The sequence below is a fragment of the Neoakkermansia glycaniphila genome (assembly GCF_900097105.1).
Taxonomy (GTDB): Bacteria; Verrucomicrobiota; Verrucomicrobiia; order Verrucomicrobiales; family Akkermansiaceae; genus Akkermansia; species Akkermansia glycaniphila.
Genome location: NZ_LT629973.1, coordinates 863335 through 881610 on the forward strand (window position 1 = coordinate 863335; position 18276 = coordinate 881610).

At 58.3% G+C, this 18276-nt stretch carries 18 protein-coding genes; 6 read left to right on the forward strand and 12 right to left on the reverse strand.

The annotated features are described in order from the left end of the window. The 4 genes from PYTT_RS03535 to PYTT_RS03550 all read left to right on the forward strand — a co-directional run bounded on the left by PYTT_RS03535 (nucleotide 1) and on the right by PYTT_RS03550 (nucleotide 3712). Nucleotides 1-1050 carry a hypothetical protein gene (locus tag PYTT_RS03535; protein WP_067776857.1) on the forward strand — a complete coding sequence of 350 codons (1050 nt, stop codon included), beginning with the start codon at nucleotides 1-3 and terminating at the stop codon, nucleotides 1048-1050. Between the two features lie 78 nt (nucleotides 1051-1128). Further along, entirely contained in the window at nucleotides 1129-2040 is a 912-nt protein-coding gene (gene argF, locus PYTT_RS03540) for an ornithine carbamoyltransferase (RefSeq protein WP_083076884.1), read from the forward strand. 9 nt (nucleotides 2041-2049) lie between these two features. Beyond that, the gene (locus tag PYTT_RS03545; protein WP_067776855.1) at nucleotides 2050-2466 is read left to right on the forward strand and encodes a SufE family protein; all 417 of its coding nucleotides are present in this window, start codon (nucleotides 2050-2052) and stop codon (nucleotides 2464-2466) included. Nucleotides 2467-2896: 430 nt separating this feature from the next. Continuing rightward, nucleotides 2897-3712, forward strand: coding sequence for a LamG domain-containing protein (locus tag PYTT_RS03550; RefSeq protein ID WP_067776852.1), 816 nt, complete (start codon nucleotides 2897-2899; stop codon nucleotides 3710-3712). Nucleotides 3713-3834: 122 nt separating this feature from the next. Here PYTT_RS03550 and PYTT_RS03555 read toward each other — a convergent pair whose 3' ends face one another. The 5 genes from PYTT_RS03555 to PYTT_RS03575 form a co-directional block, all read right to left on the reverse strand. Continuing rightward, nucleotides 3835-4302 carry a hypothetical protein gene (locus tag PYTT_RS03555; protein WP_067776848.1) on the reverse strand — a complete coding sequence of 156 codons (468 nt, stop codon included), beginning with the start codon at nucleotides 4300-4302 and terminating at the stop codon, nucleotides 3835-3837. Nucleotides 4303-4350: 48 nt separating this feature from the next. Beyond that, complete coding sequence (locus PYTT_RS03560) at nucleotides 4351-5172, reverse strand: VC0807 family protein (RefSeq protein WP_067776845.1); 822 nt, start codon at nucleotides 5170-5172, stop codon at nucleotides 4351-4353. A 1-nt stretch (nucleotide 5173) separates the two neighbouring features. Continuing rightward, nucleotides 5174-5830 carry a ribulose-phosphate 3-epimerase gene (gene rpe / locus PYTT_RS03565; protein ID WP_067776842.1) on the reverse strand — a complete coding sequence of 219 codons (657 nt, stop codon included), beginning with the start codon at nucleotides 5828-5830 and terminating at the stop codon, nucleotides 5174-5176. 15 nt (nucleotides 5831-5845) lie between these two features. After that, complete coding sequence (gene leuS / locus PYTT_RS03570) at nucleotides 5846-8428, reverse strand: leucine--tRNA ligase (protein ID WP_067777141.1); 2583 nt, start codon at nucleotides 8426-8428, stop codon at nucleotides 5846-5848. An 87-nt stretch (nucleotides 8429-8515) separates the two neighbouring features. Then, complete coding sequence (locus tag PYTT_RS03575) at nucleotides 8516-9067, reverse strand: cob(I)yrinic acid a,c-diamide adenosyltransferase (RefSeq protein ID WP_067776839.1); 552 nt, start codon at nucleotides 9065-9067, stop codon at nucleotides 8516-8518. Nucleotides 9068-9090: 23 nt separating this feature from the next. Between PYTT_RS03575 and PYTT_RS03580 the strand changes: the two genes are divergently transcribed. Next, entirely contained in the window at nucleotides 9091-9795 is a 705-nt protein-coding gene (locus PYTT_RS03580; protein ID WP_067776836.1) for a 7-carboxy-7-deazaguanine synthase QueE, read from the forward strand. Nucleotides 9796-9798: 3 nt separating this feature from the next. Here PYTT_RS03580 and PYTT_RS13275 read toward each other — a convergent pair whose 3' ends face one another. Then, nucleotides 9799-10374, reverse strand: coding sequence for a hypothetical protein (locus PYTT_RS13275; protein WP_071133271.1), 576 nt, complete (start codon nucleotides 10372-10374; stop codon nucleotides 9799-9801). A 136-nt stretch (nucleotides 10375-10510) separates the two neighbouring features. Here PYTT_RS13275 and PYTT_RS03590 point away from each other — a divergent pair, with 136 nt between their 5' ends. Beyond that, nucleotides 10511-12706 (forward strand): Sip1-related alpha-galactosidase, encoded by a 2196-nt coding sequence (locus PYTT_RS03590; RefSeq protein WP_071133272.1) that lies wholly within the window; start codon nucleotides 10511-10513, stop codon nucleotides 12704-12706. 26 nt (nucleotides 12707-12732) lie between these two features. Here PYTT_RS03590 and PYTT_RS03595 read toward each other — a convergent pair whose 3' ends face one another. The 6 genes from PYTT_RS03595 to PYTT_RS03620 form a co-directional block, all read right to left on the reverse strand. Beyond that, entirely contained in the window at nucleotides 12733-14307 is a 1575-nt protein-coding gene (locus PYTT_RS03595) for a glycine--tRNA ligase (protein ID WP_067776824.1), read from the reverse strand. A gap of 120 nt (nucleotides 14308-14427) precedes the next feature. Continuing rightward, on the reverse strand, nucleotides 14428-15129 hold the full coding sequence (locus PYTT_RS03600) for a serine/threonine-protein kinase (protein WP_067776820.1): 702 nt from the start codon (nucleotides 15127-15129) through the stop codon (nucleotides 14428-14430). An 11-nt stretch (nucleotides 15130-15140) separates the two neighbouring features. Then, nucleotides 15141-15692 (reverse strand): peptide deformylase, encoded by a 552-nt coding sequence (def, locus tag PYTT_RS03605; protein WP_067776817.1) that lies wholly within the window; start codon nucleotides 15690-15692, stop codon nucleotides 15141-15143. Nucleotides 15693-15716: 24 nt separating this feature from the next. Further along, nucleotides 15717-16151, reverse strand: a complete 435-nt coding sequence (locus PYTT_RS03610; protein ID WP_067776814.1) for an ExbD/TolR family protein — start codon at nucleotides 16149-16151, stop codon at nucleotides 15717-15719. A 16-nt stretch (nucleotides 16152-16167) separates the two neighbouring features. Beyond that, nucleotides 16168-16785 carry a MotA/TolQ/ExbB proton channel family protein gene (locus tag PYTT_RS03615; RefSeq protein ID WP_067776811.1) on the reverse strand — a complete coding sequence of 206 codons (618 nt, stop codon included), beginning with the start codon at nucleotides 16783-16785 and terminating at the stop codon, nucleotides 16168-16170. 47 nt (nucleotides 16786-16832) lie between these two features. Continuing rightward, nucleotides 16833-18128, reverse strand: coding sequence for a hypothetical protein (locus PYTT_RS03620; RefSeq protein WP_141675850.1), 1296 nt, complete (start codon nucleotides 18126-18128; stop codon nucleotides 16833-16835). Nucleotides 18129-18276: the final 148 nt, after the last annotated feature.

Here is an 18276-nt window from a genome sequence, read left to right on the forward strand (position 1 = left end):
ATGAAGAAAACCCTCATCATCCTGCTCTGCTCCGTCCTGATCGGCCTGGGATTCGTGGCCTACTTCGACACACACTTCGACACCGAAAAAAGCTTCTTCGGAGAAGCCATCAACCGATCCGACCGCTGGCAGGAAACCATCGAGCGAGACCACGACCACAAATACGTACTTGCGGGCGGATCCAGCAGCCGAACCGGCATCAACCCGGCCCTCCTCCTGCAGCACGATGGCATCCCCCTCGTCAACGCAGCCACGCACGCCGGATTCGGAGCCGCCGTCAACACCGAACTCGCCCTCTCCTACCTCAAAAAAGGAGACACCCTGATCGTTGCCATCGAACCGGACAACCTGACAGGAATCGAATACCCCTTCCACAACTACACCACATCCGGCCTCAAATTCCTTGTCCACCACAGCAAACCGCTCGACCATGCGGCACACCTCTTCACACCGTCGGCGGAACACTACACCACCATCCTCCGGGGAGATGCATCCACCGTACTCATACGCCTCCTGAAGCCCCTCTTCTCCGACGAACTGTACCGATACTCCATCGATAAAAACCTCACGGAATCGGGCTGGATGAGCGTCAACCACAACTGGATGAGGCAAGCTCTCCCCTTCAACCCGGCAGAAATGATGCCCAAATCCAAACTCAACCGGTTCGGCAGACAACTCCTCACCGACATCCGCGACTGGTGTGCCCGGAACGGCGTCCGAGTCGTTTACTCCATCCCTCGTACCCTCCGGGAAGAACAAGCCCGCGCCTACTATGCTTCTCTCGCGTTGGACATCGCCACCATCATGCCTGTCCTCCGCGATCCGGCATTGGGAGTCAACCCGAACCCCAGGGAATTCGCCGACACCGTCAACCATTTGAACAGCAAAGGAGCCACCGACGCCACCATGGAACTTGGCCGGGAACTCAGAGAACAGGATTACTGGACCAGCGAAGAACTCCGGGCATACCTGCACAGCCATGGCTACGACGAAACCGGGCGACCTCTGCAGCCTCCGGCAAATGAAGGCACGCCTGCCACTTTGCCATAAAATGGCCTGCTGGCGAAAAAAGCACTTTCATTTCCCGTCGGGTATTGTTATCCTCCGCGCTTCCTCTTGAGTCGCATTATGAAAAATCTCCTGTCCATCGAAGAACTGACTGCACAACAAATCAGGGATCTGCTTGCACTCGGCCACAAACTCAAAGCCGAACGCGGCCGCCATGCAGAACTCCCCCTGCAGGGGCAAACCTGGGCACTCATCTTCTCCAAATCCTCCACGCGCACGCGCGTCTCCTTTGAAGTCGGCATCAGCGAACTGGGCGGCCGCCCCATGTTCCTCTCCACGCGCGACATCCAGCTCGGCCGCGGCGAACCCATCTCCGACACGGCCCGCGTCCTCGGCCGCATGATACACGGCGCCGTCATCCGCACCTACGAACAACAGGAAGTCGTCGACTTTGCCAACTACTCCGAACTGCCGACCATCAACGCCCTCACGGATGCGGAACACCCCTGCCAAATCCTCGCAGACCTCCTCACCATCGAAGAACTCTACGGCGTCGGCTCGTGGAAAGACATGAAAATCGCCTTCGTCGGCGACGGCGACAACAACATGGCCCGCTCATGGATGTGGGCAGCCAAACACCTCGGCTTCACTCTTGCCATCGGCGCACCTGCACAATACATGCCCGACGAAGCCTTCCGCCGCCACCTCGACACCGACCGCGTCATCTTCAGCACCGATCCCGTCGAAGCCGCCCGCAACGCCACCGTCATCAACACCGACACATGGATCTCCATGGGGCAGGAATCGGAAAAAGGCACCAAGGAACAGCACTTCCTTCCCTATCAGGTCAACAGGGAACTGCTCGCCCATGCAGCGTCCGGCCACAGCGTCTTCCATTGCCTCCCGGCCTATCGCGGCATGGAAATCACCGAAGAAATCCTCGAACAGTTCGCCCCCGTCATCTTCACCGAAGCGGAAAACCGCCTGCACGCACAGAAGGCAGTACTCGCCACACTCGCCAACAACCGCTAACCTCCGGCCATGACCTACGAAGAACGCTTGAACGAACTCCTCGAAGAACTCTCCTTCTTCGAAGACTGGACGGAAAAATACGAATACATCATCTCCCTCGGCCGCAAACTGCCGCCCATGGAAGACTGCTTCCGCCAGGAAAACAACCTCATTCAGGGATGCCAGTCCCGCGTCTGGCTCGGAACGACACTCGTCGACGGTAAAATGATTCTCTCGGCGGACAGCGACTCAGTCATCACCAAAGGGCTCATCGCCCTGTTCATCCGCCTTCTGTCCGGATTATCGCCGGAAGAAATCGTCCGTGCCGACCTTGGACGCATCGATGAAACAGGACTCAAGGAACACCTCGCGCCCACGCGCGCCAATGCCTTGAACTCCATGACGGGCCAAATCAAAAAAGCCGCGGCCGAAGCCATTCATTCGTAAAACAGAAGCATCAACAACCATTGAAAGGCGCCGTTATTCGGCGCCTTTTTCGTATCCGCTCCACACTCATATCTCCCAACACGCCCAACTTGCAGCCAACCAATCGATCGAAACCACACAACAACTCCTATATATTGTTTTACAAAAGATGATACAGCGAGCCAAATTGATCCCATTCCCGTTTCACGGGCTTATCGAATATGTTCAAGAGATGAATTGGCATACGGATTTTAAATCCGCATAATTTTATAAAAAATACATTCGTTTTGAATTAAAAAACATACAACATATAAAATATATTCATACAATTTCTTCCTCTTCATGACAATAATACCATGCTCTATTTTGGCGCGTACGCTCAGGCAGTCATATTATATGGCTTGACTGCGGATTTAAAATCAGTATAATTTTGCCGGATATTATTCATTTCATGAAAAAGACCCTACTCTCGATCTCTGCTCTGTTTGCCTTGTCAGCCGGTATCGTTCAGGCTGATACATCCCTTCGTTACCACTACGACTTCGAAAAAATCTCCGGCACAGGATCCGGCACGGCTGCAGCCGTCAATTACAACCTTGCCGAAAATCCGGGCACAGGCATGTGGACTGCTTCTTCCGGATGGGTCGGCTGGAGCAGTGGAGCGCTCGGCAGCAATTTCGCCTTCAACTGCCCCGGCGGTGGCGCCAAGCTGACCCTGCAGGGCAGCGGCCCAAACAACAGCTTGGGAGTCAATACCACCGACGGTTTTTCTCTGTCCTTCTTTGTCAAGGACAATGGTTCGGCTCAATATGCCAACATGTTCCAGCTCAATTCCTCCAATGGAAACCGCATTTTCTCCCAAAAGGATAGCGGAAGTGCCACGGCTTCAGGTTCATGGCAATTTTACAGCGGAACCCAATCCGGCCTCGGCGACTGGAAAGGCACAACCGTCCCGATGACGGGTTTTGCGCACATCGCCCTGACATTCCAGAACGGCACACTGCAAGTGTACCGGGACGGCACTCAGTTCCTGAATGCAACCGGGGTCAACTTTTCCGGAGAGCTCACCTCCATTGCACTGACTCCCGGCGGAACGGCCGCATTCGACGAATTCGCGCTTTACTCCGGCGTCCTGAATCAGGAAGAAATCACCTACCTTGCTTCACATTCGGCCAAGGATTTCACCGTACCGGAACCGGCTACAGCTACACTTGGCCTCGCCGGCCTTGCGCTGCTGTCGCTTCGTCGCAGACGCCGCGACGCCTGATCTGTTACTGGCACATCTTCAATCAGAAGGCATCCCTGACTTCAGGGATGCCTTTTGCATCTTCCGGAGAACGAACACCATGCCGCAATCCACTTACCGGAACAACCTTCCGAAACCATGGATCACTCCCAAAGGTACGACTGCTCCGAATCGACCACCTTGCCGTTCACCTCAAGCAACAGACGCCACGCCAGAATATCTCCCAGCTTTGCGCGTTCCTTGCCCGTAAAGCGGAAACACTCATGCCGCTCGCCCCGCTCGCGCCCCGGAGCAAAGTCGATGACCAATTCCTTCACCTGCGAACCCGTGGCCGCCTGCTGGTATTGGAACACCAGCCGCGTCTTCTGCTCCGGAGAAGCATCGTACCACGTCGCATAATAATAATCGCCGAGAAGGGCGACCCGCTCCTTGCCTGTCATTGCCCCGTACAGATGGTACGTGGCGTTGGCTCGCAGCAAGCCGCTTTCCCAGTCGGGCACCGATGTCGATTTCAACGGCACATCCGCAATCTCGCGCAGTTCGGAATGAGTCGGCGCGCACGCCGACAAACCGCAGATACAGGCAACAAGAAAGGCAAAAGACCGCTTCATCACGTTTATTCAATACATTCGGGGCGCAGAAGTCAACCCCAAAGCGAGTTAGCGCAGCAGCAGGCGATCACGCCCCAGCCCCGTCAGCTCGCCGAGGCGGCGAATCAGCCGCAGCATCACCGCCATCAGGGCAATCATCAACGGCACGCCGATCACGATGAAACCCCACCATGTAATGCGGCCTACGGCATAATTGTACTGCTCCTGCTGCAGTGCAACGGGTTCCAAAAGCACGGGCATCAGGAAATACAATGCAAGGCAGAAATTCGCGGCGGACGACACGATCAGAGAACCGGCCAGAATCCACGTCGCCTGTCCCAGCAGCTTCCCGTAGGCAGACTCATTGCCGGCTTCCTTCACACGCCTTTCGATCAATGCCACATCGAACACATCGGGATTGTACAGAAACGTCTGGAGCAACGGAGACTCGCTCTTGCGGGAAACCAGCACCGCCGCTGCCAGCACCAGAGGAATCAAAGCCTCCTTGCTGGCAAACAGCCACGGCGTCGACGCCGCGATGGAACCTTCCTCACCCACCACGAGAATCGTAATCACGCCCGTCAGCAGCACCCCGGCCAGCCCGACCGACGACATCAAATCCACCCTCTTATGGCGGATCAGCTCCTGCAGGCCGTACGTAATCGGCAGCAGGAGAGCCAGCACCATCGCCCACACGGGGCCCAGATGCCAGAAACGGCCCACCTCGAAATCCGCCCACGGCTCCATACTGCCCTTGCTGCAATAATCGAGAATCAGCACGGGCAAAATCACATTGATCAGCACACCCTTCAGCGAAGAGCGCCGAGCCTTGCCGCCGGACTCTGCCGCTTCCTGCACCTGCGGCTGCACACCTTCCTTATCCGCATCCATATCAAGCATTCCTCATGGTCATGATGGCATCGGACATACTCTTGGCGCGGAAGGTCGAAGATCCTGCCACCAGACAATCAGCGCCGGCCTCGCGGCACAAAGGAGCCTGTTCCGCTCCGATTCCTCCGTCCATCTGGATCAGGAAAGAAGCGCCGTGCTCCTTGCGCCATGCGGCCAGAGCGCGCACCTTGTCCAGTACCTCGCCCATGAACGACTGTCCGCCGAACCCGGGCACTACGGACATCACCAGCACCATATCCACCGCTTCCAGATACGGAAGGCAGGCCTCCCACGGAGTCGCGGGATTCACGGCAAGGCCGCACTGCACCCCAGCCTCGCGGATGCCGCGCAACGTCGCGGACAAATCCACCTGCCCGTCCAGTTCGGCATGGATGCAAATGAGATTCACGCCCGCTTTCACGAAACGCGGATAATAATGATCAGGCGCAGTAATCATCAGGTGAGCATCGAGGAACGCCGTCGGGCCGACGGCACGGCGCACGGCGGCGCACACATCCGGACCGAACGAAACATTATCCACGAAATGGCCGTCCATCACGTCGAGATGGAGCCAATCCGCACCCGCAATAAACGCGCGCCGGGCTTCGTTCCCGATCTGCGTGAAATCGGCCGCCAGCAAAGAAGGAGCAATCAACATAAACAGAGAGACAAATCAGTTGGCAACAATGTTCACCAGACGGCCCGGCACCACAATCACCTTGCGCACCGTCAGACCTTCCAGCAGTTCCTGAATGCGGGGCTGGGCGAGAGCCGCCCTTTCCACATCCTCGCGACCCGCATCGGCGGCCACCTGCACCTTATCGCGCAGCTTGCCGTTGATCTGGATCACGATTTCAAGCGAATCCTCCACGAGATACTCTTCCTTGTGCTTCGGCCATTCCTGCATGCAAAGCTGCTGCTTCGGCAACTGCGGGAACGCTTCGCACAAACGGGCGTAAATCTCCTCCGTGATATGCGGAGCGAACGGATTGAGCACCATCAGCAGATTCACGTAATCCGGCAGGCAAACCTTCTCGGCCGAAGTCATCGCGTTCGTGCATTCCATCATCTTGGAAATGGCCGTATTGAACGACATTTCCTCAATATCGGAAGTCACCTTCCTGATCGTCTTGTGCACCTCCTTACGCACCGGAGAAATGCTGCCTTCGGGACATCCGCAGGCCGTCACCTTGCCGGAAAGAGTCCACTCGCCCGCCTGATTCTCCACAAACGCGACGCGCCAGACGCGGGCCAGGAAGCGGGAAACCCCTTCCACACCCTTCGTCGCCCAGGGCTTCACATCCTTCAGCGGCCCCATGAACATCTCATACATGCGCAGGGAATCCGCACCGTACTGCTGCACAATATCGTCGGGATTCACCACATTGCCTCGGGACTTGGACATCTTCTGCCCGTCCTCACCGAGAATCAGCCCCTGATTCACCAGCTTGTTGAACGGCTCGTTCGTCGAAAGCAACCCGAGATCGAACAGCACCTTGTGCCAGAAACGGGCATACAGCAAATGCAGCACCGCATGCTCCGTACCGCCCACGTACAAATCCACGCCGCCGGGCTTCTCGGAACTGCCCATCCAGTAGCGCTCCACTTCAGGATCGACAAAGGCGCAGGCATTCTTCGGATCGAGATAACGCAGATAATACCAGCAGGAACCCGCCCATTGGGGCATCGTATTCGTCTCGCGGTGGGAGGTCTCGGAATAGCGGATCCACTCCGTCGCCTTCACCAGCGGGCCGCGGGGATCGCCGGAAGGCTTGAAATCCTCCATCTGCGGCTGCAACAGCGGCAGCTCGCTCTCGGAAAGCGGGTAATGGCGTCCGTCCTCCTCATTCCACACAATCGGGAACGGTTCACCCCAGTAACGCTGGCGGGAGAACAGCCAGTCGCGCAGCTTGTAATTCACCTTGCCTCGGCCGACGCCCTTCTCTTCCAGCCAGGCGATCATCCGCTTCTTGGCCTCGGGTGTGGACAGGCCCGTCAGGAAATCCGAATTCACGCTCGTACCTTCATAGCCGCAGAAACCCTGCCACGGAATATCGTCGCTCGGCGGAGCCACCACCTGCAGAATCGGAAGCTCGAACTTCTGCGCAAACTCGAAATCGCGCTCGTCGTGTGCGGGCACCGCCATAATCGCGCCCGTACCGTAGCCCATCAGCACATAGTCGGCAATCCAGATCGGAATCTCCTTGCCGTTCACGGGATTCACCGCATACGCGCCCGTAAACACGCCGGACTTGTCCTTCGCCAGATCCGTACGCTCCAGATCGCTCTTCGCCGCACAGGCTTTTCGGTACTCGGCCACGGCCTCCCGCGCTTCGTCCGTCACCATCTCGTCCACCAGCGGGTGTTCGGGGCAAAGCACCATATATGTTGCGCCGAACAACGTATCGGGGCGCGTCGTATACACCGTAATCTCATGCCCGTTTGCCTTGAAAGCCACCTCGGCTCCTTCCGACTTGCCGATCCAGTTGCGCTGCAGCAGCTTGATGGATTCCGGCCAGTCGAGAGGCTCCAGCTCATCGATCAGGCGTTCCGCATAGTCCGTAATGCGGAGCATCCACTGGCGCAGCATACGGCGCTCGATCGTATGTCCCTTACTGCGCCACTCCTCTACTTCCTCATTCGCCAGCACCGTACCCATATCGGGCGACCAGTTCACCGGCACCTCGGCCACATAGGCAAGGCGCACCGCATCGATCTCGTCGCGGCTCCAGCCCTTCGCTTCCAGCTCGGCCACGGGCTTCGCCTTATTGCACTCCTTGCAGAAATAGGAATTGTACAGCTTCAGGAACACCCACTGCGTCCATCGCACATACTCCGGATCGGTCGTCGCGATCTCGCGATCCCAGTCGTAGGAAAAGCCCAGCATCTTCAGCTGGCGGCGGAAATTGTCGATATTCCCCTGAGTCGTCACCGCGGGATGCTGCCCCGTCTTGATCGCGTACTGCTCGGCGGGAAGGCCGAACGAATCCCAACCCATCGGATGCAGCACATTGAAACCGTTCATCCTCTTGTAGCGCGACACGATATCCGTCGCCGTATACCCTTCCGGATGACCGACATGGAGCCCCGCACCGCTCGGATACGGGAACATATCGAGAATATAGCACTTCGGCCGGGAAGCATCGAACCCGGCTTCACCCGGATTCGCTACTTTGAAAGTCTTTTCAGCATCCCAAATCTGCTGCCATTTGGGCTCGAAAACATCGAAAGGATATGGATTTCTACGCTCGGACATGTTGCGCGGAAACATAGACCAAAACCCGCGCGAAATCAAGCTTATTATGGGAGATGCCGCCCGCGCGGAACCTCCCCCGGAACCGCATCAGTCCGGCTGCTGCGCCTGAAGAGCCTCATAGCGCGCCAGAATCCACAGCAAATCGGACAAACGATTCAGAAAAAGCGCACTCTGCACATTGCTCAGGGCATCCATATCGCGCAGCACCGCCACGCGCCGTTCCGCCCGGCGGCACACCGCACGCGCCAGGTCGAGCTGGGCAGAACCGAGCGTCGCCTCCTTGCCGGGACGCGCCCACCCGCGAAAACGGATATCGCACTCCTTCTCCATCGCGTGGGACAACTCCTCCAGCCACGCCACCTCCTCCTCGTGAATACGCGCATACCCTTTCTCGTCGTACTTCGGAAGATCTTCCTCCAGTGTCGCCAGCTCGCCCATCAACCCCACCAGCCGCTCCTGCACCCCGTCGATCTTCTCCACCGTCTCCGACCGCACGCCGCTCGCCCTCACCACTCCGAGCAGGGAGTTCAACTCATCCACCGTCCCGTATGCCTCCAGCCGTGGCGCGGACTTCGGACTTCTCTTGCCGAACATAAGATCGGTTTGACCATCATCGCCTCTTTTGGTAATAATACTCATGCCGCCACCTATACCACACAGGCATGAAACTTGCACGCTTAAACTCCGTTCCCGAAATCTTTTACTCTGTCCAGGGCGAAGGCGTATCACAGGGCTCGCCTACCGTCTTCCTCCGGCTCGCAGGCTGCAACCTTGCCTGCTCGTGGTGCGACACCGCCTACTCATGGAAACGGCAGGAAGCCGAGGAAATGACACCTCACCAAGTCCTCCGGGCCATCATGGACATCGTCGAGGCCGAAAGCCCCGAAGATTCCCCCTGCCGCCACATCGTCATCACCGGAGGCGAACCCCTGCTCCAGCAGCAGGAACTGGGCGAACTCCTCGGCCTGCTCGACGGCTGGCGCGTGGAAATCGAAACCAATGGCACACAGGCACCCTCCGGCGAGCTGGCTGCACGCGTCGATCAATGGAACGTCTCGCCCAAACTCTCGCACTCCGGCAACCGCACCGGGCGTGCGCTCGTCCCGGATACACTGGCTGCTTTCGCCGCTACCGGCAACGCATGGTTCAAATTCGTCATCGCCCATGAAAGCGACTGGGAAGAAATCAGGCAAACCGCGGAAACCGCAGGCATCCCACGCTCCCGCATTCTTCTCATGCCCATGGCCACGACCCGCGCAGAACTGGCCGCGGCGCGAGCCCATGTCATCGGCATCTGCCTCCAACACAACGTCCGCTACTCGGACAGGCTGCACATCGCCGTCTGGGACAGCAGGCAGGGCGTTTGAAGACTACTTCGAAAGCGCATAAATCAGGAGGAAAAAGATGAAAAAGGCGATGACAAACGTCACCCCTGCCACAAACGGCGTCACCTTCAATTCATCTTCCTGACTATCCGGTTTTGCCAAAGGAGGGCGAGGCACGAACCCGCCGTTGCCCGCTCCGTAGGCAGGCGGCGGAGCCGCAGCCTTCACGGGAGGAAGTTCCGTTTTCGGCTTCGATGCCAGAGCCGCAAACTGCGCGGGAGGAGGCATCTTTTTGACCGGAGGCAATACCGTCATGGAAGCGCTGACGATACTCGGCGGCGGCGGGCCGGGATTCGGTGCAGGCGGAGGCAATTCCTCCACCACGGAAACAACCTCCTGCACGGACTCTGCGACAGGCGGCACAGCTTTCGCTGCAGGCAGTTCGCCGCGCAAAGCCGCCTCGGCTCGCACCTTATTCTCCTTCATACTCCGAGCCTGACGCTCTTGAAGCCTTTGCATCTCTTCCAACCTGTCGCGCAAATGGGCGGACATTCCGTCAAGGGCTTCCCTCTGCTTGTCCACAGATGGAATCTGCGGCATGGACGTCTCGAATTTGGACATACTGCACATGGTAGTTTCATGCACGTTACCACAGGAACGGCGGCTTGGCAAGAACCGTGATCTCCCTTCAAATGAAAGAATCCATTCTCCGAACCGTATATATACAATAAACAAACACAACAACCTCGATAAAGACATGATCGTTCCAGGCAGCACAGTTCCCCTCACCTTCCGGCACAATTTGCGCACTGCAGCCCTCATCGGCATACTGCTTCAACCATGCATTCTCCAAGCCGAAACCTCCGGAAAAGGAACACCGCAGCAACCACTCGCGATCCTCACCCTGCCGCCCCAAACCCTTCAGTCGCAAAACAAGGCTAAATCCCTTCATTCACAAAAAATTGAACTCCCACCCATCGAACGCATTTGCTGGTTCGCCTCCGATGCCGGACGATGGCCGGCCGACGGCAACCGCATGTTGCCATGGATGGGAGGCAGCGACCTCAAGGCCCTGCTCTCCGGCACGCCGAACCCAACCGTCAAAACGCCGGGCAACCAAGGCTTTCTTGCCCTCATCCAAACCGGGTCTGAACCCGGACAAAAAAACGCGGACACTCAACCCTTCCTCGCCCTTCTTCCCATTCCCGGAGACAACACCATGTCATGGCTCCGCATCACGGAAGATGGCAGCATCGCCTGCGAAACGGGTACCCTCGGCACGGAACCGGTCAACATCTCCCGTCCTCTGCCCACGATGGTTTACGGCTGGGGAGAAACCCCGTTCGACGCCTGCCGGGATGCATGGGCGCAGGCCGAAAAAATCTTCCGCAGCACGGAAAAAACATCCGGTTCATGGTGGCGCGACGACAAGGAATACCCCGAACCGTTCCGCTACCTCGGCTGGTGCAGCTGGGAACAATATAAGAAAAACATCGATGAATCCCTGTTGATCGACGCCGCGCGCCGCATCGAACAATCCCCCATCCCCATCCGCTGGATGCTCGTTGACGACGGCTTCCAGCAGCAGCAAAACCTCAAACTCCGCAGCTTCGCCCCCCAGCAAAAAACATTCCCCTCCCAATGGAAAAACCTCTTGGCCCGGCGCAGCGAAAAACTTCGCTGGTTCGGACTGTGGCATTGCTATCATGGCCTCTGGAACGGCATCGACCCTCAAAACGATCTGGGAAATGCCGTAAACTCCGGCCTCATCAGCTCCGGAAACGCCCTCTTCCCCGGCAAGACGGAACAGGACGCACAGACATTCTACAACGCCTACATGAACTCCGTCAAACAATACGGATTCGACTTCGTCAAAATCGACGTCCAGTGCGAATACCTGCAACACATGCAGGGCCAGCCCAACCCCGCCCGGATGAACAGATGGTGCACCACCGCGCTGGAAAACGCATGCCACAACCTGAACCTCTCCCTCCTCAACTGCATGGCAATCGGCCCCATGGCTCCGTTCCACACCAAACACAGCGCGATCACCCGGTGCAGCATCGACTACCATTTCGGTAATCTCAACGAAGCCCGGTCGCACATCTACCAATCCTTTCAGAACACACTGTGGATGGGGCACAGCGTCTGGCCCGACCATGACATGTTCCACTCGTCCGACCCGGCATGCAGCCGCCTCCTCGCCATCACCAAGGCTCTCTCCGGCGGCCCCATCTACCTCTCCGATGCACCTGAAGACTTCCGAGAGGAAACCGTCATGCCCTTCGTCCTCTCGGACGGCCTCATCCTGCGCCCTCTGGCTCCGGCAATCCCGACAGGCAACTCCACCTTCATCAACCCCTTCGACACGCCGAAGGCATACTCCGTCATCGCACCCCTGCCCAACGGCGCGGCCATTGCCACCTCCTTCAACCTCAACACCAAATCCGGCAGCCGCGCCGAAGCCAGCATCACCATGGACGACTACCGCTTGAGCCGCAACATGCTGGCCCGCACCCGGCAGGCAGACACCGACTCTCCCCTGCCTAAACTCATCGCATACGACCCGGACGCCGGAACCTGCACCCCATTCACCGGCTCCGCCCCGGCAGACATCGCGCAGGATTCATACAAAAGCTGCATCCTCGTCCCGGAAAACCATGGATGGGCCGTCATCGGCCGCGCCGACAAATACCTGCCGCCATGCACCGTCTCGAACATCCGCGCAACAGACGGCACCCTCAGCTTCGACCTTGCCGAAGAAGGCCCCGTCATCGTCTACTCGGCCCGCACCACTCCGGAACTGGCGCCGCCACACAACAACACCCCCGTCATCCGCGTAAGTGAATCAACCTACAAACTCGACTTCCCCGTCGGCAGCAAAAAAACATCCGTCACCCTCAAACGCACCGCCGACCATGAAAAAAGCGCGCCTCGAACAGAGACGCGCTGAAAATCATGCAGAAATGCAACGGAGCATCAATGGATGCGCTTGATCAGCCAGTGAAGCACATCCTTCACAGGCACGCGCTCCTGCTCCATCGAATCGCGGTGGCGAATCGTCACCGTATCCTTATTCTCTTCCCCGTTCTCGCCCAGCGTATCGAAGTCCACCGTAATGCAGAACGGCGTACCGACTTCGTCCTGGCGGCGGTAGCGGCGGCCCACGGCTCCGGCTTCATCGTAGAACACGGGCATCCAGGGCTTCAGCTCCTTCACGATCTCCTTCGCAATCCGCACCTGCTCCTCATTCTTCTTCAGAAGCGGGAACACGGCCGCCTTGATCGGAGCCATGCGGGGATGGAAACGCATCACCGTACGGACATCGGACTTGCCGTCCTTGCCCAGCTCCTCTTCATCGAACGCCTCGCAAATCACCGCCAGCACCGTGCGGTCGCAGCCTGCTGAAGGCTCCACCACATGCGGAATGAAACGCTCGCGCGACTCCTCGTCGAAATACTCCATCGACTTGCCGGAACCCGTCTGATGGCTTCCGAGATCGTAATCCGTGCGGTAGGCGATCCCTTCCAGCTCCTGAATACCGAACGGGAACTCGTACTCAAGATCATACGTCTTCTTGGAATAGAAAGCGCGCTCGCCGTCCGGCACATCGAGAATATGAATCTTCTCGCGGGGAATGCCGATATTCTCGTAGAAGCACAGGCGGCGCTCCAGCCACTCGTCCGTCAGCTTCAGGCCGTCTTCGGCGCGGCAGAAATACTCGATCTCCATCTGCTCGAACTCGCGGGAACGGAACGTAAAATTGCGGGGATTGATCTCATTGCGGAACGACTTCCCGATCTGCGCGATCCCGAACGGAATCTTCATGCGGGAACTGTCCAGAATATTCTTGTACTGGCAGAAAATGGACTGGGCCGTCTCCGGACGAAGCCAGCCGATCGCGCTCGGATCGTTCTCGTCGGACGTCGCTCCGATCTTCGTCTTGAACATCAGATTGAACTCGCGCGGCTCCGTCAGCAGCGAACCGTTCGCCGGATTGAACCGCACGGAATCAGTCACGGCTTCGGCACGTTCGCCCTGCAGCTCAAGATCGGCAGCCGACACGCCGGCCGCAGCAAGCTGCACATAAAACTTCGCCGCCGTCTTGCGGGCATCGCGGGCAGCTTCTTCGGAAGCCACCAACACGGCGAACTCCTTCTCCACACTCCAGCTGCCGTCCTTCGACTTCGCCCCCGTGTACCAGAACGCCGTTCCGGACTGGGCGGGCACCTGGTCGGCGCGAAGGCGCTCCTTCGTCAGCAGACAGTCGCACATCGGATCGGAAAACCCGCCGACGTGGCCGGAAGCCACGAGCACGGAATTATGCGTCAGAATGGAACCGTCCATACCGACCACATCGTCGCGCTCCTGCACATTGCAGCGCCACCAGTACTCCTTCAGATTGCGCTTCAGCTCCGCACCGAGAGGACCGTAATCCCAGCAACCATTCAAACCGCCGTAAATTTCAGCGGATTGGAAAATAAACCCCCTGCGCTTGCAGAGACTCACGATTTTTTCCATACGGACGGGATCAGTTTGATTACGGTCAGCCATAACGCCCCGCATCATGCCCCGAAACCACCAGCACGGAAAGCCCAAAAAGTGTCTTACAACTATCCTTTCCCCACTAATGGCAAGCATTCGCCCACCTCCGGCCCGCCGGCACTGCAACGGTCAAATCACAGGGCAATACTCCCCGTCCTCATCTCGCGAAGGAGCATCGCACATCAAACCGATCTCCTCGCAGAAAAACAGGCAGGAAGCCGGATGCCCGTCGCGCAGATTCTTCATCCGCAGGCAAAGCTGCATCAAATCGCTGGCTCCTTCGGACTCTTCGTCCACCATCTGCAGGCCCAATTCTCCGAGCGCGCGCACATCGCCTTCCGCCATCTCCAGAGTGCGGGGTCCGCCGATCGCCGGATTGCCGCAGCGGAAAAAACCGTCGTCGGACATGTACAAAGATTCCAGATCCACGGGGCGCGAGGCAATCTGCATGATACTCATGTAGATAATGCACCGCAAATACTGCCGGAGCAGGCCATACAACTGCCGGGGCTCCAACCGGTGGCCCATCGCCTCCAGCACGTTCAAAGGCACGCCCTTGAGCCGCTCGCGAACGAGATACCACCTATTGTCCACATGAATAATCTCGAACACCTTGCTGACGAAATCGTAATTATTGCGAGACTGCGCGCGGGCAGTCTCCAAAAACATCTCCACATGCTCCTCCGTCGCCAGCTCCGGCCTCAGGGCTTCGATCACCACCTCGCGGCGTATATCGTTCTGCACGCCGATGAACATGACCGTCGTCGGCAAATCGCGCAAGACGGAAGTCAGGACGTAGCGGTCCCCGATAACTTTGGGAAGAGAATACATGGTGCAGGATTTCAGCGCTCGGCGGCCAGGCGCTTGAGCTTCTTCGTCAGCGTCAGCTTGGCGGCGGAAGAAACGCGATCGGTAAACACGACACCGTTCAAATGGTCGCATTCGTGCTGCAGGCAGCGGGCGAGCAAGCCGCCGCAATCCAGCTCGACAACCGTTCCGTCGAGCAGAGAAAACTTGGCGCGCACACGCTCGGGGCGTTGCACATTGGCGCGAATACCCCGCACGCTCAGGCAACCCTCATTGCACATGCTCATTGCACCGTAAGGCTCCAGCACGGGATTGACGAGCAGCAACGGCATGATGGAAGCCATCGGCTTCTCCTCTCCGTTCATCGTCACGGTCTCGCCGGGCTCCTCCTCGTCCTCCGGAATATCGATCACCACAAGCTGCAGCGACACATCCACCTGAGGAGCGGCAAGGCCGATACCCTCGGCGGCATACATCGTCTCCAGCATATTGTTGGCCAGAGCCACAATGCCTTCGTCGATCTTCGAAACGGGAGCGCACTTCGTTCTCAGAACCGCATCGCCGTATTGGGTAATGGAAAGTAACATAACCTTAGCTGGCGGGCCGTCATATCAATCCGCCTTCTCGAAGTCGATTTTAACACGAATTTGTTCCATGTCAACACCTGCGGCTGCCAGCATATCCCATATTCCGATAAATTCGCCCATCGGAGCTGCCTTATCCACGGCGCACTGAACCTTGGCCGCCGGACGCTCCCGGATTTGAGCCGCCAGCACCTCCTTCAGGCGATCCTTCTCCACGATCTCGCCGTTCAGGGCAATCTTCCCTTCAGCGGACAACTCCAGAAGAATCTGATCGCTCTCGCTCGGCTCTCCCGGCATATACTTCGTCGTCGGCGCCTTGATGCGCAGCTCGCTTCTTGCCTCCCCGGAAGGATGCATGAACTTCGTCGTCTGCGTGAAGAACAGCAGAAGAATCGTCACGATATCCACCATCGGCACGATCGGAATCCCCTGCGACCTCTTTCTGACTTGATAAAACGTCATCGTTCGATCTCCCGGTTCAACGTTCTTCCAGACAAGAGCGGTAAGCGATCACCTCGCTCATCAACGCTTCCATCCGGGCGGCGCGCTTTGCCAGCTTCCGCGTAAAATACGACGCGGCAATCACCCCCGGAGCAGCAATCGCGAGCCCCGTAATCGTCGTATTCAATGCCTGCGCGATACCTTGCGCGATCTTATCCTGATCCGTCGAAGAACCGTATGCGCCGAACACCTCCACCAGCCCCGAAGCCGTACCGAGAATCCCGAACATCGGAGCGATATTTACAATCGTCTCGATCGTGGACAGCCCCGCCTCCAGATTCACGAACTCCTCCTTGGCCCGAGCCTGAACCAGCTCACGCAACTCGGACTCGTCCACGCGGGCATGCGTCACGATCAGGGACAAAAGACGCTCCGCCACCGTGCGCCTCCGCACGATCCGCTCGAGAAACGTCCGCCTCGTCGCCTTGTCCCCTGCCCGAACCTCCTGCCACAACCGCATCAGATCGGACGAAATGCCGCCCATGCGCAAATTGACCAGAATATGGTACAGCACGGCCGCCACAAGAACGACCGAACAGGCCAGCAACGGATACATGAAAATACCGCCCTCAACGAAGAATTGATTGATGTTCATTGGAATAATCGATTAATAATGGATTTGTATGGTGAATGGAATAAAACTCAGTCGAAATAGAAATTGAAATACAGCTCCAGCATATCCCCTACGATCGCCTCCCTCACCTCGGGCGGCATCGGCGGAAGCTCCGCCTGCCGGATGGCCCTGTACGTCAGGGACTGCTGAATGGCTCCCGCCCCCACTCGCTGCAACAAATCAAGACTCACGACATACCCCTTCTCATTGATCAGAATCCGCACCTTCAACGAACCGGGCTTCATATCCCCACGGTGGGAATCCGTCAGCGGATACCACTTGGCGGCAATACGGCGATAAATCAACGCCTCGTAACGCCCCAGCGGAGTCGAAGCCACATTCAGGGCCGGACGACTGCCGAAAGAAAAATTGCCGCGGGAAACGGTACGCCGCTCATGCGTGCGGAACCCGGGTTGGGACGACATCGGAAGCGACGGATCATACACCACCGGGCGAACTCTCGGCTTTGTCGGAGGCGCAGGCACAGCCGGTTGCACGGGCGCATCGTCCACCCCCGGCAAAGGCTTTGCCTTCTCCGTATCGGGCAAATGGGGATCCCCCTCGCGCAGCGCCTTGGCCATAGCCTCGCCGAGGCCGTCCGCCTTCTCCGGCACCCCGGCATCCTTCGGCTGCTCCCGGTCGTCCTCTCCCTCGCCGTCCGGCCTCCCGGCAGCATCCCCATCCTTCACGCCGCGTCCTGGAATCCCTTCCGTACCGGGCGCAGCATCCGGATCGGTCAACACCTTCGGATCGCGCTCGGCCTGCGGAACTGCCGGAACTGCCGGACCCGCCTGAACCACGGGGCGCACAGGCACCGGCACATCCGCACCCGGCACACCTTCCGCACCCTCCGTCTCCGGATCTCCGTCCTGCCGCTCCTGATCGAACAAAACCAGCTCATCACGGTCTTCACGCCCATCCACAGCAGGCATGGGCAGTACCGCATCGTTCGGAGCCTTGGGCCCGCCTGACGCAACCGTATGGCGATCTCCGATAAAATCGACGCGATCCGGCTTGACCGGCGACCTCTGCCACACCGTCGTCTTCAACCACTCGGGCAACCGGCTCTTCTTCTCTTCCTCCTTCAACACATCCTCCTTCCTCTCCTCAACCGCCGCCACAGGCTTCGGCTCCACTTCGGGACGAAGCGGAAGCACCCGATTCAGCCAATCCAAATCAAACTCGGCTCCCTTCTCACGCACGGCCGCCTTGCGCTCCGGCGGCATACCCGGCACGCCGCAGCTCTGCAGCCACCACCACGCCCCTCCATGCAACAGGCAGGAAAGCAGCAGCACCAGGCCGACCCGCAACGCGGGACTCCCCATGCTATCACGATCATACCCGTCCCGCATACAGCCATTCAACACCAGAAGAGCACGGTGGACAATACGGCGTCACGACATAACATAAACCGCATCCCGAAAACCCCGGAACCGCCACAAATGCCGGACCGTACTTTTTAAGCTTGCCTTT

Excerpts from the sequence above, each read along its gene's own strand:
- PYTT_RS03555 (WP_067776848.1), bottom strand. The coding sequence starts at position 4,302 with ATGAAGCGGTCTTTTGCCTTTCTTGTTGCCTGTATCTGCGGTTTGTCG.
- PYTT_RS03560 (WP_067776845.1), bottom strand. The coding sequence starts at position 5,172 with ATGGATGCGGATAAGGAAGGTGTGCAGCCGCAGGTGCAGGAAGCGGCA.
- PYTT_RS03545 (WP_067776855.1), top strand. The coding sequence starts at position 2,050 with ATGACCTACGAAGAACGCTTGAACGAACTCCTCGAAGAACTCTCCTTC.
- PYTT_RS03550 (WP_067776852.1), top strand. The coding sequence starts at position 2,897 with ATGAAAAAGACCCTACTCTCGATCTCTGCTCTGTTTGCCTTGTCAGCC.
- PYTT_RS03615 (WP_067776811.1), bottom strand. The coding sequence starts at position 16,785 with ATGAACATCAATCAATTCTTCGTTGAGGGCGGTATTTTCATGTATCCG.
- PYTT_RS03595 (WP_067776824.1), bottom strand. The coding sequence starts at position 14,307 with ATGGCTGACCGTAATCAAACTGATCCCGTCCGTATGGAAAAAATCGTG.
- def (WP_067776817.1), bottom strand. The coding sequence starts at position 15,692 with ATGTTACTTTCCATTACCCAATACGGCGATGCGGTTCTGAGAACGAAG.
- PYTT_RS03590 (WP_071133272.1), top strand. The coding sequence starts at position 10,511 with ATGATCGTTCCAGGCAGCACAGTTCCCCTCACCTTCCGGCACAATTTG.
- PYTT_RS03620 (WP_141675850.1), bottom strand. The coding sequence starts at position 18,128 with ATGGGGAGTCCCGCGTTGCGGGTCGGCCTGGTGCTGCTGCTTTCCTGC.
- PYTT_RS03535 (WP_067776857.1), top strand. The coding sequence starts at position 1 with ATGAAGAAAACCCTCATCATCCTGCTCTGCTCCGTCCTGATCGGCCTG.
- leuS (WP_067777141.1), bottom strand. The coding sequence starts at position 8,428 with ATGTCCGAGCGTAGAAATCCATATCCTTTCGATGTTTTCGAGCCCAAA.
- PYTT_RS03610 (WP_067776814.1), bottom strand. The coding sequence starts at position 16,151 with ATGACGTTTTATCAAGTCAGAAAGAGGTCGCAGGGGATTCCGATCGTG.
- PYTT_RS03575 (WP_067776839.1), bottom strand. The coding sequence starts at position 9,067 with ATGAGTATTATTACCAAAAGAGGCGATGATGGTCAAACCGATCTTATG.
- PYTT_RS03580 (WP_067776836.1), top strand. The coding sequence starts at position 9,091 with ATGAAACTTGCACGCTTAAACTCCGTTCCCGAAATCTTTTACTCTGTC.
- PYTT_RS03600 (WP_067776820.1), bottom strand. The coding sequence starts at position 15,129 with ATGTATTCTCTTCCCAAAGTTATCGGGGACCGCTACGTCCTGACTTCC.
- PYTT_RS13275 (WP_071133271.1), bottom strand. The coding sequence starts at position 10,374 with ATGTCCAAATTCGAGACGTCCATGCCGCAGATTCCATCTGTGGACAAG.
- rpe (WP_067776842.1), bottom strand. The coding sequence starts at position 5,830 with ATGTTGATTGCTCCTTCTTTGCTGGCGGCCGATTTCACGCAGATCGGG.
- argF (WP_083076884.1), top strand. The coding sequence starts at position 1,129 with ATGAAAAATCTCCTGTCCATCGAAGAACTGACTGCACAACAAATCAGG.